This is a genomic window from Marinomonas rhizomae (assembly GCF_024397855.1).
GTDB classification, from domain to species: domain Bacteria; phylum Pseudomonadota; class Gammaproteobacteria; order Pseudomonadales; family Marinomonadaceae; genus Marinomonas; species Marinomonas rhizomae_A.
This window is the reverse complement of the sequence record NZ_CP073343.1, coordinates 1,443,998-1,458,007: the sequence shown is the minus strand read 5'-3', so window position 1 is coordinate 1,458,007 and position 14,010 is coordinate 1,443,998. Positions and strand designations below refer to the sequence as shown.

The window sequence follows — 14,010 nt, the reverse complement described above, 5'->3', positions numbered from 1 at the left end:
TCTTACGATATAAGCGGCGTAGGGGAATAATCGAATTTCCACGCGATAAATCAGGAGCTAAAGTTCTTTTTTTGGTGACTTTTATGTCGCTAGACAAAGTTACTCGCTCAACTTTCTCCTAAATTAAAGAGGGGAATAAAACATGAAGTACTAAGGAGCTGAACTTAAGGAGGAACTCGATAAAACCAAACAGCTAAAACTCTCTTCCCAACAAAAACACGTCTTCTTTAATCTGTTCATTCTGGGCAATATTCGGCAGCAATCCCCATTGCTCAAACCCCTGACGAGTGAAGAAGCTTTGGCTGTCGAGGTTGCTGGCGTAGATGTAGGCGATAAGGTGAGTAAAACCAAGTGTTGATCGGTTGGTTTCTAGGTATTGAAGTAGTTGTGTACCAATGCCTTTTCCTTGGCTATCTGGGGAGACGTAAACACTGATTTCACAGGCGGAATCGAAAGAGGGCAAGCCATAGAAGGGTTCGACTGAGCACCAAGCGATGACGTTGCCCTGTTCTTCTAAGACTAACATTGGATGCTTGTCAGTGACGCTTTCTAGCCAGTCAATAACATCGATCAAGCCAATGTTATCTTGTCGATGCCCAGTGGTGGAGAAAAGATCGCAGTGTTGAAAGACGTCTAATATTGCAGGGGCGTCGTCTAGTTCGGCTAGACGAATCCCCTTGCTGTAACTGGTTGACATGAATACGCTAGCCTTGTTCGAGCAAACGACGTAAGTCAATAATGGCGGTGTTAGCACGTGCAATGTAGGACGCCATAACCAAGGAATGGTTTGCCAATACACCAAAGCCACTACCATTTAAGATAAACGGTGACCAAATACTTGATTGGGTTGCTTCCAATTCACGAATGATTTGACGCAAGCTTACCAATGCATTTTTGTCTTGTAAGGTATAAATAAAATCCACTTCTACGGCTTTTAGCATGTGAATTAGTGCCCAGCTTGTACCGCGTGCTTCGTAGAAAACATCGTCGACTTTTGACCAAGGTGTACGCACGTAACGGGTATTTTCGTCTGATTCCAACTGTGGTTTATCTTCAATGACACTTGCTGATAGACGCTGAGACAAGCTACCAAGACGAGTGCTGACATCTGACAACCAGTCTGAAAGGTTATCAGCACGGGCGTAAAATTGTGCTTTGTTGTTTGATTGACCCGCTAAACGATCAAGGTATTCCATTAACTCTTTATTGCCTCGACGATATTCACTTTCACTAGACGGTAAAGCCCAGCTTTTGTTGTCGAAGTTAAATTGTGGCTCGGCGATTTTCAAGTTCACGTCTTCTGTGGACTGAGACTGGGAGCGGCTAAATTCTTTGCGGAAGGCTCTGGCTAAATCACGAGATTGTACAAGCACACCAAATTCCCAGGCCGGCATGTTGTCCATAAATACGCCAGGCGGCATTACGTCGTTACTAATAAATCCACCCGGTTTATCCAGTAAAGTCTCCATAATGGTGTGCAGTGTGCTGGCTGTTGTGTAACCTGGCACCAGCTTTTTACTGTTATTTAGGTAACCACGCTCTGTGGCTTTTTCTTTTGCGGTGGCAACCACATCAAACTGATCTGGTTCATTACTCCAATACATGCCCAAAAAGCTCAACAATACAGCGGCAATGAGCACAGCCACTGCGGCGACTTTTCCGACACTTGAGAAATTAAAGCTTGGCTTTAGACCTTGTAACTTATTTGCTAACCACGACATTGTTGACCTACCTTAATCTTGTTGTAATTCGACCATGTAATCAGCACGATGATAGGTCATCGCACGTACACGAAATTCGGGAACACGGCTGTTAATAATTTGATAAATCAAACGTGCTTCTTTGTCATTTGGCCAGTAAATGGCAAGTGGCCGATCTGTTTTCGCCACTTCTTCTATAATAGGCTGAATCTTTGCGATTATCTCATCTTCGCTCAAACTAAAAAGTGTTTCTGGCAATAAAAACTGATCTTCTTTTAATGATTTTGGCTCTTCCGATACAAGTTCTTTTGTATTCCTCAATTCTGATTTCGCTTTCGACACTCTCGCGGCCTGTTCTCGTCTGGTTTTTAAGTCACTCACTCGCGAGGACATTTCTACAATGGCAGGATCTTCAGGATTCACAGAACGAGCAGAATCCAAATAACGTTCTGCTTGTTTATAATTGCGGTCTTTTGCCGCTTGCCATGCCCACTGAGTGTAGACATCAACAATGGCGGTTATACCTTGTATGGCTTTAAAATTACCAGGATCACGACCTAGAGCAGCTTGAAAGTATAAGTTGGCGTTGTCATCCACTGGCGTTAAAAGTCGCTGAGCAGACAATGCTGTTTCACCCTGTTCAATTAAGCGTTGAGTCAAGCGTTCAAAAGCTGTTGGGGCTTTTACTGCTTTCGGTGACGATTTCTTTGTTGGTGTGGATTGTTCAACATCTACCGTTTTGTCAGCAACAGCGTTTTCTGGTGCTGCTTTTGACTCTACCACTTCTTCAACAGGCTGACTTTTCTCTGTTGTTCTGACATTTTCCTGACAGCCTGTCAGGAAAATCGCAACAATTAGAAAAGAAACTAGGTTTTTACTCAATTTGCCCCCTTGCAATTGGCAACTTAAAGGTGGATTGGTAGTCTACACCTTATACTCAACGTGGTGAAATATGGATTTACACTACACGTACAACTTGATTGAAGATATTTATGCGCCTATTCGTTCTACTGTTCTTATTGACTCTGCAAAACGTTTCTTACGCTTTCACTTTCGGTCCCACATCAAGACTTTCAGAACCAGATTTTTTACCCGTCGACCAAGCATTTCAGCTGTCTGTTTCGGCCCCTAAAGAAGGTAAGTTAACGGCAACATGGCAAATCAATGACGGCTACTATTTATACCAAGAACAGTTCGCTTTGTCTGGTGAACACTCCGATAAACTGCATTTCTCCCCATTTCCTGCCGGCACCCCCAAACACGACCCTTATTATGGTGAAGTAATCATTTATCGAGATCAATTCACTGTGCCGATTTATTACGACATCAAACTGGCGCCAGGCACGCAGGTGAATGCCGTTCTCTCTTATCAAGGTTGTGCCGATAAAGGTTTGTGTTACGCACCGCAAAAAATGCCCATTCAATTTACAGTTCCATCACTATCACCAGCAGTAGAAAAGCAGCTAGCAGAATCTCAAACCAAAACAAAAAATGCTCAAATTACTTATTCAAGCATTGCCCCTTCTGAAGCACAGTCAGTTAGCCAGCAACTTAATTCGAATAATCTGTGGGCTACCATTATAGCGGTGTTTGGCTTGGGGTTACTCTTGTCGCTCACTCCATGTGTGTTACCTATGGTACCTATTGTGAGTGCTATTGTAGTGGGTACTCGCAACTCAAGATTAGGTGCGTTTTATTACAGCACGGTTTACGTACTGGCTATGGCATTAACCTACGCCGCTATTGGCGGACTCGTTGGTATTTTTGGCACTCAGCTCAATCTACAGGCTCAGTTACAAAACCCTTTATTGTTAATTGGCAGCGCGGCAATCTTTGTGTTACTGGCTTTCGCTATGTTTGGTGTTTATGAAATAAGACTACCCAGTTCATGGCAGCAACGCCTTCAGTTACCAAATAATCAAACAGATTCGGCGTGGAAATCTACGATTAGTATTTTTATCGCGGGGGTTTTATCAACGCTGATTGTGTCACCTTGCGTCTCTGCACCGCTTGCTGGCGCCTTGCTTTATATAAGCAGTCAGGGCAATGCGTGGTTTGGTGCAATGATGTTATTTGTTATGGCAATTGGGATGGGGGTTCCACTTTTACTGGTGGGATTGTTTGGCCCTAAAATCTTACCCAAAAATGGTGAATGGCTTCACGACATCAAGGTATTAATGGGCTTTGGTTTGCTCGCGATGGCGATATGGCTGGTCACTCGCTGGTTGCCAATAAGCACTCATTTGTATCTATGGAGTATTCTAGCGCTGGCAATAAGCGCCTATTTCATTCATCGGGCCTACCGAGTTGCTTCGCACCCAGTTCGTTGGCTCTTGGTATTGATCTTTTTTCTTATTGGCAGCATTGAATTTATCGGTGGCACAATAAATAGCAGCAACCCGCTACAACCCTTGAAAAAATTATCATCATCCGCAGCAATAGTAGAAGAACCAGTGCTATTTGATGCCACTATTACGAATTTAAATGAGCTTGATGCAATTATTGCCAATGGAGATTCTCGACCGATTGTTTTGGACCTTTATGCAGATTGGTGCATCAGCTGTAAGATTTTAGAAGATATGTTTGCTTCACCAGACGTATTACCACTACTCAACAAGGTTCAGTTAATTCGGGTTGATGTCACTGAAAATTCAGCAAATAACCAAGCATTGATGCAGAGGTTCAACTTATTTGGACCGCCATCGCTGATATTCTTAGATAAAAAAGGCGCAGAACGCACGGAATTGACCTTAATGGGAGAACCGTCAAAGTCATCACTAGTAGATCGTTTAAACCTTGCTATTAGTCTGTAAATTAGACAAAAACACAGCAAGTTTACATCGGATCAAAAAACAACCAACACAAACATTTTTATGTTTTTTTGCCGCATAACTGGACAATATCACGCTTTTTATCGATAATTTCCAGTTACAAGCTTTTACAATTCTTATTTTTATAAAAGCTCTGTTTGTTGGATAAGGCAAGCAGTAAACAAATTTATAAAAGAGACCGTTAAAAAGTCCCTATATAGTCAGTGACGACATAAAGCACTGAAACACCAACACAGACAGAAGAGAGTAATTATGGACATTCGTAAAATCAAAAAGCTAATCGAACTTTTAGAAGAATCTAACGTCTACGAGATTGAAATCAAAGAAGGCGAAGAGGCTGTTCGTATTAGTCGTGGTGGTGCTCCAGTTCAAGCACCTATGATGGCCGCTCCAATGATGTCAGCACCTGCTGCTGCCCCAGCTACCGCTCCTACTGCAGCTCCTGAAGCACCTGCTGCTATCGCAGGTCACACTGTAAACTCTCCAATGGTCGGCACTTATTACAAGTCTTCTGCGCCAGGTGCTAAGCCTTTCATCGAAGTAGGCCAAAAAGTTAACGTTGGCGATACTATCTGTATCGTTGAAGCAATGAAAATGATGAACCAAATTGAAGCAGATAAGTCTGGTACAATTGGCGTGATCCTTGTTGAAGACGGCGAGCCAGTTGAATTCGACCAGCCTCTTATTACTATCATTTAATCCAACGCAAAGGTTTCATCATGCTCGATAAGGTATTGATTGCTAACCGAGGCGAAATCGCGCTACGTATTTTACGTGCGTGTAAAGAGCTCGGTATCAAAACCGTTGCGGTTCACTCTAAGATTGACCGTGACTTATTACATGTGCGCCTTGCAGACGAGTCTATCTGCATAGGACCAAATCCATCAGCTCAAAGTTATTTGAATATCCCAGCTATCATCAGCGCTGCGGAATTAACAGATACCTCAGCTATTCACCCAGGCTACGGTTTCCTTGCAGAAAATGCGGATTTCGCAGAGCAAGTTGAGCGCTCTGGTTTTGCCTTCATCGGCCCTAAAGCTGAAACCATCCGCCTAATGGGTGACAAAGTTTCAGCAATCAAAGCGATGAAAGAAGCCGGTGTACCAACCGTTCCAGGCTCAAACGGTCCAGTACCTTCTGATCCTGAAGAGTGCATCCGTGTTGCTAATGAGATCGGTTTTCCGGTTATCGTAAAAGCAGCGGCTGGCGGTGGTGGTCGTGGTATGCGCGTTGTTCATAACGAAGGCAGCCTACTAAAATCCATCAGCATCACGCAATCTGAAGCAGGTTCTTACTTCGGTGACAGCACGGTTTACATGGAAAAATTCCTACAAAACCCTCGTCACGTCGAAGTACAAGTATTGGCTGACGGTCAAGGCAATGCTGTCCACCTTTACGATCGCGATTGCTCTTTGCAACGTCGCCATCAAAAAGTACTGGAAGAAGCGCCAGCACCGATGCTAAACGAAGAATCTCGTCAAGCATGTTTAAAAGCGTGTGTTGATGCTTGTATCAAGATCAACTACCGCGGTGCAGGTACGTTCGAATTCCTATACGAAGACGGCAATTTCTACTTCATCGAAATGAACACGCGCGTTCAAGTAGAACATCCAGTTACTGAAATGGTAACGGGCGTAGACATCGTTAAAGAACAACTTCGTATTGCTAGCGGCTTGCCTTTATCTTTTAAACAAGAAGACATCAAGCTTAACGGCCACGCAGTTGAGTCTCGTATCAACGCAGAAGACTCTAAAACCTTCATGCCTTGCCCAGGTAAAGTGGAATACTTCCATGCTCCAGGCGGTATGGGTGTTCGTGTCGATTCTCATTTGTACAGCGGCTACACAGTACCACCAACGTATGATTCAATGATTGCTAAAATCATTTGTCATGCCCCTGATCGTACAGCTGCACTAAAACGCCTTTCTGGCGCTCTAGATGAAACATTCATCGATGGTATTAAAACCAATATAGAGCTTCAAAAAGACCTAGTAAATGATTCAAATTTCATTGCTGGTGGCGTTAACATCCATTATTTGGAGAAAAAACTGGGTCTATAAAGACTGCAGTTTTGCCCCTAGTGATGTCATAAATCACTAGGGGCAATCATTTTCCTCTCGCCTCTCGCTCCAAGCTTCGCTATTCTATTCCTGTTTGTTTTATTTGTTGGACTCCACTTTATGCCTTGGCTTCAAATTCGTATCCATACCACGCCCGATCACGTCCCAGCTTTTGAAGACACTCTTCTTGACTGTGGCGCCATGGTTGTCACTTTTGAAGACGTTCATGACGATCCTGTATACGAACCAGATCTAAACACCACGCCATTGTGGAAAAATACCAAGGTGACAGGCTTGTTTGAAGCTGACGCTGATATTGAACACATTCGCCCGGTGATTGAGCATAAAGCCGAATCCCTTGGTGAAACCGACATCGACATGAAAATAGAGATTGTCGAAGATAAAGACTGGGAAAGAGAATGGATGGACAACTACCATCCAATCCAATTTGGCGAACGTCTTTGGGTTTGCCCAAGCTGGCGCGAAGTTCCCGATCCAAATGCGGTTACGCTGATGTTAGATCCAGGCTTGGCATTTGGTACAGGTACTCACCCTACTACTGCTTTATGCCTACAATGGCTAGACAGCATTGATTGCAAAGACAAAACTATTATCGACTATGGCTGTGGTTCAGGCATTCTTGGCATAGCAGGCTTGCTACTTGGTGCAAATAACATGGTGGGTATCGATATTGACCCACAAGCTGTTCAGGCAACCGAAGCCAATGCCGAGCGCAATCAAATAGACCCAAGCCGATTAGAAGTAAAACTGCCGCCATACGAATCTGACTTACAAGCCGACATCGTAGTGGCAAATATTCTTGCTGGACCACTTGCTCACCTCGCTCCTACTATTTCTGCTCTGGTGAAAAGTGGTGGCCAACTGGCTCTATCAGGCATTCTCGCCAACCAAGCCCAAGAAGTGGTTGAGGCGTATCAAGAATGGTTTACAATTGACTCCATAACCGAAAAAGAAGAATGGGTTCGTATTGTCGGCACGAAGCACGCATAATACTTAACGTTATATAAAGAGACCTTTGCACGACATCACCAACCAAAGGTCTCGCACAGTTTTTAGACAGGAAGATGACACCTTATGGCCAATAGCCTAATCACCCGCTGCCCAAAATGTTCAACCGCATTTAGAGTCAGTGATGAAGTATTAAGCATGGCCAAGGGAAAAGTCAGATGTGGCCAATGCTTCCACATATTTAATGCCAGTGATGCCGTTAAAAACAAAGCAAAATCTGCAACCCCTGCAGAAAAACCAAAACAAGAAAGCATCGATCCTATCGTCGAAGCAGTCAAAACTAAAACGCAAACAGATTCCACAAGTCAGCTCACCACAACTCAAAACAATACCGCCCATAAAGCGACAGATAACCTTATCGACAATAGGCTTGCCCCAGCGGAAGACGTTGTAAATCCCGATTGGCTACATACTTTATTTGATGACGACGACCTACAACCACCAGGTCAAAATACAGCGAGGTCAAAAGCTGCCCCAAAAAGCCCTGAAGATTCGGAAGCAGTAGAAACTCAATCGATAGAAATAAGCACGGCCTACCAAGAATCTGCTCGCAAGCAAGAACAGGCGAAAGCCCAAGCCAAAAAAGCAGAAACAAAAAGGCAAGATGAACCTGCCCCTTGGGAAGTTGAACTTGCTGAAGTGGAAGCCGCGCTTAAAGCAACACCACAACCATCCGTTACAACAAGCAAACCTATACCAAAAGCGGCACCAGCGCGTCAGACTTCCGCTGAAGAGGAGCCCAGCCCAGAACCGGACTACATGGTTGCCCTACACTCTTTGGCACAAACAGCCGCTGAACAAACTCGTCCATCAGACATTAAGAGTCAGCACACTATTCTTGAACAACTGTCTGCTCAACAGAGTTTGGCGCCATTGATGGGCGAAAGCGAACCTAAGTCGCAAAAGAAAAACAATCATACTTTGCTATGGTTCTTTGCCTCTTTATTAGGCATCGCTTTGCTAACGGCACAAGTGGCAACGCATTTTTTTGAAGAAGGTAGCCGCTCCTCTAATTTTAGGGCCATATACAAAACTATATGTTCTTACACAGGCTGCGCTCTACCGAGATTCGAGGATATTAGCGCCATCACTATTCAACATGTGCGCATACAAAGCCACCCATCTATACCAAATACACTTTTGGTAAATGCCATTATCACCAATACCAGCGATTTTTCTCAGCCCATGCCAAAAATCGCCCTAGAATTTTTCGACTTAAATGGCTTACCAGTCGCTGCGCGACTCTTCTCTCCAAGTGATTATCTGCATAAAGACTTTCTTGATATTACCTATATGCCACCAAACACACCGATTCATTTGGTCATTCCAATACAAGACCCAGGCGCTCGAGCGGTCACTCATCAGTTGAGAGCCTTTCCTACAGACACTCGCTCTTACTAGTTTTTCACTGTTTTAGTGCAAAGGTTAAAAAAAGAACAAAAAATAGTCAGTTTTTAGCCTGTCAAGACTTCAAAAACAACGATTGCATAGGTATTATTCACGCCCGCTCGACGCTGTCGACGATCTTTAACATTCAATCCAGTATTCAGGAACATCATGGCATTTGCTATTGGCCCATATTGCGTTGACAAACCCGTTATCCTAGCTCCTATGGCTGGTGTAACAGATTTGCCTTTTCGCCGCCTTTGCCATGATCAAGGTGCAGGCTTAGTCGTATCAGAAATGGTCACTTCTGATGTTCGCCTGTGGAACTCGACAAAAAGCCGCCATCGTTTAATTCATGATGCGGAAGTCTCGCCGAGATCCGTTCAAATTGCTGGTGGTGACCCTCAAATGATGGCTGAAGCCGCTCAACAAAATGTTGAGCTAGGCGCACAGATCATTGATATAAACATGGGATGCCCTGCTAAAAAAGTATGCAACAAAGCAGCAGGCTCAGCATTACTTAAAGATGAAGCACTTGTTCGAGAAATACTGGAGACTGTTGTAAATAGTGTTTCTGTTCCGGTCACTCTAAAAATCCGTACTGGATGGAGTCTTGATCAGAAAAATGGTCTTGCGATTGCAAAATTGGCAGAAGATATTGGCATTCAAGCACTAGCGATTCATGGACGAACACGGGAATGCAAATTCCAAGGACAAGTAGAATACGACACGATTGCAGAGATTAAGCATCACTTAACTATCCCTATTTTTGCTAATGGGGATATAAAAGACGCGCAGTCAGCAAAGTTCGTGAAAGATTACACCAAGGCGGATGGCATTATGATTGGCCGAGCCGCCCAAGGAAGACCGTGGATTTTTCGCGAAATAAACCACTATTTAGAAACAAATGAATTGTTAGCACCTCCATCTTTATCTGAGGTGAGACAGCTTGTTATTAACCACGTGAACGCCTTACACCAGTTTTATGGTGATTATTTAGGCGTGCGTATTGCTCGTAAGCACGTTGGTTGGTACCTGCAAACGTTAGCGGATAAAACACAATTTCGCAGCCTGTTTAACCGTATTGATAATACGCAAGAACAGCTTGATAAATTGCAAGAGTTCTTTGTTTGCCAATAGGCAAACGAACCTTACACTTAATGCACTGAGAATCAAAAAGAAGACTTAGATCACTCTTCTCAATGACTATTAGCGCGCATTAATAAATGGTTAGCTTTAAAAATAGAAGGTCATTCTGTGGTAGAACAAACTCATACTCATACGTTTCAAGCCGCTTCTTCAGAGCAGTCACAAACCCTACGTGACAATGTTGAAAAAGCCCTACAAAACTATTTCGCTCATCTTGATGGGCAGCCAATAACAGACTTATACCAGTTAGTCTTAGCTGAGGTTGAGGCGCCTTTGCTAGAGTCTGTGATGAGCTACACAAAGGATAACCAAACCAAAGCATCCACCATCCTTGGGTTAAACCGAGGCACACTTCGCAAGAAGTTGAAGCAATACGGCATGCTATAAGCACAAAGAAAAAAGGGCGAATTCGCCCTTTTTTTCGTCTTACCTTCCCCTTGTTTATTTAGTGTTAAATTAATTGCGAGAACCATGATGGCAAATCAAAATACAGTAACTCCAATCAAACGAGCGTTAATCAGTGTTTCCGACAAAACAGGCATTGTCGAATTCGCACGCGAATTGACTGCTCAAGGCGTTGAAATTCTTTCAACTGGTGGTACTTACCGTCTTTTATTGGACAGCAACGTTAAAGCAACTGAAGTGTCTGACTACACTGGCTTCCCAGAAATGATGGATGGCCGTGTAAAAACTCTACATCCAAAAGTACACGGCGGTATTCTTGGTCGTCGCGACATTGATGGCGCCATCATGAAAGAGCATGGTATCGAAGAAATCGATATGGTGGTTGTTAACCTTTACCCATTCGAAGCAACCATCGAACGTCCTGATTGCGATTTGCCAATGGCGATTGAAAATATCGATATCGGTGGTCCAACTATGGTTCGCTCTGCAGCGAAAAACCATAAAGACGTTGCTATCGTGGTTTCCCCAGCTAATTATGAAGGCATCTTGGCATCACTTAAAGCCGATGGCGGTTTGACTTTCGAACAGCGTTTTGATCTTGCTGTTAAAGCCTTCGAGCACACATCACACTACGATGGCGCTATCGCGAATTTCCTAGGTAAAAAAGTAGCAGGCGGAAGCGAAGATTTCGCTCGCACCTTTAACCTACAATTCAACAAACAAGAAGAAATGCGCTACGGTGAGAATCCACACCAAAAAGCGGCTTTCTACGTTGAAGCAAACCCTAAAGAAGCATCCATCAGCACGGCAAAACAAATCCAAGGTAAAGCGCTGTCTTACAACAACATCGCTGATACCGATGCCGCTCTTGAGTGCGTAAAAAGCTTTGATAAGCCTGCATGCGTTATCGTAAAACACGCTAACCCTTGTGGTGTTGCAACAGCAGCAACGCAATTTGAAGCTTACGATCTAGCTTTCCAAACGGATCCAACGTCTGCCTTTGGCGGCATCATTGCGTTTAACCAAGAACTTGATGCAAAAACAGCACAAGCCATTGTTGATCGCCAATTCGTTGAAGTAATCATCGCACCAAGCGTCAGCAAAGAAGCGTCTGACATTGTGGCGGCTAAGCAAAACGTTCGCTTACTTGAGTGTGGCCAATGGTCAAAAGATAAGCCTGCTGCACTAGATTACAAACGTGTTAACGGTGGCTTGTTGGTTCAAGACCGTGACGATGGCAACATCACTTTGGCTGATTTAAAAGTTGTTTCTAAGCGCCAACCTAGCGAAGCTGAGTTAAAAGATCTATTGTTCGCTTGGAAAGTGGCCAAGTTCGTTAAATCTAATGCCATTGTTTACGCGAAAGCAGAACAAACCATTGGTGTCGGCGCAGGCCAAATGAGCCGCGTTTACAGCGCGAAAATCGCTGGTATTAAAGCCGCTGATGAAAGCTTAGAAGTAGTTGGCTCTGTTATGGCATCTGATGCATTCTTCCCATTCCGTGATGGTATAGATGCTGCCGCTCAAGCTGGCATTACAGCCGTTATTCAGCCTGGCGGCTCTATGCGTGATGAAGAAGTCATTGCTGCAGCTGACGAAGCTGGCATGGCGATGGTCTTCACTGGTATGCGTCACTTCCGTCATTAAAAGCGCGTCACTAAGACATCGTCATTAATAAACCGTGGTTTATTAAGCCAACGTTTTATTAGTTTGTTGTCAGAGGCTTCTTCGGCCTCTGACTCGCAATACAAAGGATTAGATAATGAAAGTTCTTATTATTGGTAACGGCGGTCGTGAACATGCTCTAGCATGGAAAACCGCAGAATCTAGCCAAGTAGAAAAAGTGTTCGTTGCTCCTGGTAATGCAGGCTCCGCAACCGAAAACAAAGTTGAAAACGTTAACATCGGCGTAACCGACATTGCTGATCTTGTTGCTTTCGCGAAAAAAGAAAACATTGACCTAACCATTGTTGGCCCAGAAGCGCCATTGGTTATTGGTGTGGTGGACGCGTTTGAAAAAGAAGGTTTGGCTATCTTTGGCCCAACGGCGGCCGCAGCACAACTAGAAGGCTCTAAAGCCTTCACTAAAGACTTTTTAGCTCGCCATAATATCCCAACAGCGGCTTACGGTAACTTCACAGAAATTGAACCTGCTGTTGCTTACATCAAACAGCAAGGTGCCCCGATTGTGGTCAAAGCTGATGGCTTGGCAGCAGGTAAAGGCGTTATCTTGGCACAAACCGAAGCCGAAGCGATAGAAGCCGTTGAAGATATGCTACAAGGCAATTCTTTTGGCGATGCGGGTAGCCGCGTTGTTATCGAAGAATTCCTAGTTGGCGAAGAAGCCAGCTTTATTTGCATGGTAGACGGTGAAACCGTTTTACCAATGGCCACCAGCCAAGATCACAAAGCACGTGATAATGGCGACCAAGGCCCGAATACTGGTGGCATGGGGGCTTACTCTCCTGCTCCTGTTGTTACACCAGAAATTCATGATCGCATTATGAACGAAGTTATTATGCCAACCGTAAAAGGCATGAATGCTGAAGGCAACCGTTACCGTGGTTTCTTGTACGCAGGCGTAATGATCGCACCAGATGGCACACCAAAAACACTTGAATACAACTGTCGTTTTGGTGATCCAGAAACACAACCTATCATGATGCGTTTACGTTCAGACTTGGCACAAATGTGTTTGGCTGCAGTGAATGGCAAATTAGATACCGTTGAAGCAGACTGGGACCCTCGCGCAAGCTTAGGTGTTGTTCTGGCGGCTGGCGGTTACCCTGCGGATTACCCGAAAGGTGATGTGATTTCTGGATTGGATACGGTACTTCCTGAAGGGCAAAAAGTCTTTCAAGCTGGCACGGCATTAAAAGACGGCCAGACAGTCACTAATGGCGGTCGTGTGCTTTGCGCTGTTGCTCTTGGTGATACAGTTGCACAAGCACAAGCGGCTGCATACGACGTTGTAAACACATTGTCTTGGGACAAAGTGTATTTCCGTACTGACATTGGTCACCGCGCTATTGCTCGCGAACAGAAGTAATCACACTGTTAGCTAGCAAAAGAGCAATCAGATAAAAAAAGGCCTCACGTGAGGCCTTTTTCATATTTCAATCTTGGAGAATGGTTAGAATTTATTTTTTTAGCTGTGACTCTTTTTTATCTAACCAAGCTTTGAACAAGCGCCCTAATTCCAAAACTAATAAACCAAAGATAACACCCGCAACCCAATCCAAACCAAGAACAAAACCTAGCGCCGCAATCATTCCATAGCCGTACATTAGATTAGTGCGTGTTGCCGGCTTTGTTTGTCTTGCAAACCAAGTGACGCCTAGAAGCAATATGCTAAACCAAACATAATACTCTACTAAAATTGGATATAGCATTTGATCCCCTATCTAGTTAATAATGATAGCCTTTACACAATACAGTCAGGCTAGCGTT

General features: G+C 44.1%; 13 protein-coding genes. 9 read left to right on the top strand and 4 right to left on the bottom strand.

The window, feature by feature from the left end:
* Window positions 1–193: 193 nt before the first annotated feature.
* Genes KDW99_RS06785 through KDW99_RS06775 form a run of 3 tightly spaced genes read right to left on the bottom strand, consistent with a single transcriptional unit; the run spans window position 194 to window position 2,582 of the window.
* On the bottom strand, window positions 194–697 hold the full coding sequence (locus tag KDW99_RS06785; protein WP_255828536.1) for a GNAT family N-acetyltransferase: 504 nt from the start codon (window positions 695–697) through the stop codon (window positions 194–196).
* 7 nt (window positions 698–704) lie between these two features.
* Complete coding sequence (locus tag KDW99_RS06780; RefSeq protein ID WP_255828535.1) at window positions 705–1,721, bottom strand: DUF2333 family protein; 1,017 nt, start codon at window positions 1,719–1,721, stop codon at window positions 705–707.
* Between the two features lie 12 nt (window positions 1,722–1,733).
* Window positions 1,734–2,582, bottom strand: a complete 849-nt coding sequence (locus KDW99_RS06775) for a hypothetical protein (RefSeq protein WP_255828534.1) — start codon at window positions 2,580–2,582, stop codon at window positions 1,734–1,736.
* Between the two features lie 110 nt (window positions 2,583–2,692).
* On the opposite strand from KDW99_RS06775, the gene dsbD reads away from it, so the two are divergent.
* The 9 genes from dsbD (at window position 2,693) to purD (ending at window position 13,609) form a co-directional block, all read left to right on the top strand.
* A complete protein-coding gene (gene dsbD, locus KDW99_RS06770) occupies window positions 2,693–4,513 on the top strand; it encodes a protein-disulfide reductase DsbD (RefSeq protein ID WP_255828533.1) in 1,821 nt (606 codons plus the stop codon).
* A gap of 270 nt (window positions 4,514–4,783) precedes the next feature.
* Window positions 4,784–5,230 (top strand): acetyl-CoA carboxylase biotin carboxyl carrier protein, encoded by a 447-nt coding sequence (accB, locus tag KDW99_RS06765; protein WP_255828532.1) that lies wholly within the window; start codon window positions 4,784–4,786, stop codon window positions 5,228–5,230.
* Between the two features lie 20 nt (window positions 5,231–5,250).
* A complete protein-coding gene (gene accC, locus KDW99_RS06760) occupies window positions 5,251–6,591 on the top strand; it encodes an acetyl-CoA carboxylase biotin carboxylase subunit (RefSeq protein WP_255828531.1) in 1,341 nt (446 codons plus the stop codon).
* A gap of 120 nt (window positions 6,592–6,711) precedes the next feature.
* The gene (prmA, locus tag KDW99_RS06755) at window positions 6,712–7,602 is read left to right on the top strand and encodes a 50S ribosomal protein L11 methyltransferase (RefSeq protein WP_255828530.1); all 891 of its coding nucleotides are present in this window, start codon (window positions 6,712–6,714) and stop codon (window positions 7,600–7,602) included.
* An 84-nt stretch (window positions 7,603–7,686) separates the two neighbouring features.
* Window positions 7,687–9,021 carry a DUF3426 domain-containing protein gene (locus KDW99_RS06750; protein WP_255828529.1) on the top strand — a complete coding sequence of 445 codons (1,335 nt, stop codon included), beginning with the start codon at window positions 7,687–7,689 and terminating at the stop codon, window positions 9,019–9,021.
* A gap of 156 nt (window positions 9,022–9,177) precedes the next feature.
* Entirely contained in the window at window positions 9,178–10,146 is a 969-nt protein-coding gene (dusB, locus tag KDW99_RS06745; RefSeq protein ID WP_255828528.1) for a tRNA dihydrouridine synthase DusB, read from the top strand.
* A gap of 117 nt (window positions 10,147–10,263) precedes the next feature.
* Window positions 10,264–10,542 carry a DNA-binding transcriptional regulator Fis gene (fis, locus tag KDW99_RS06740; RefSeq protein WP_012070668.1) on the top strand — a complete coding sequence of 93 codons (279 nt, stop codon included), beginning with the start codon at window positions 10,264–10,266 and terminating at the stop codon, window positions 10,540–10,542.
* Between the two features lie 87 nt (window positions 10,543–10,629).
* Window positions 10,630–12,207: a bifunctional phosphoribosylaminoimidazolecarboxamide formyltransferase/IMP cyclohydrolase gene (gene purH / locus KDW99_RS06735; protein ID WP_255828527.1), complete on the top strand. Its 1,578-nt coding sequence runs from the start codon at window positions 10,630–10,632 to the stop codon at window positions 12,205–12,207.
* A 115-nt stretch (window positions 12,208–12,322) separates the two neighbouring features.
* A complete protein-coding gene (purD, locus tag KDW99_RS06730; protein WP_255828526.1) occupies window positions 12,323–13,609 on the top strand; it encodes a phosphoribosylamine--glycine ligase in 1,287 nt (428 codons plus the stop codon).
* A 91-nt stretch (window positions 13,610–13,700) separates the two neighbouring features.
* Here the strand turns inward: purD and KDW99_RS06725 are convergent, their stop codons facing one another.
* Window positions 13,701–13,952, bottom strand: coding sequence for a hypothetical protein (locus KDW99_RS06725; protein WP_255828525.1), 252 nt, complete (start codon window positions 13,950–13,952; stop codon window positions 13,701–13,703).
* Between the last annotated feature and the right edge of the window lie 58 nt (window positions 13,953–14,010).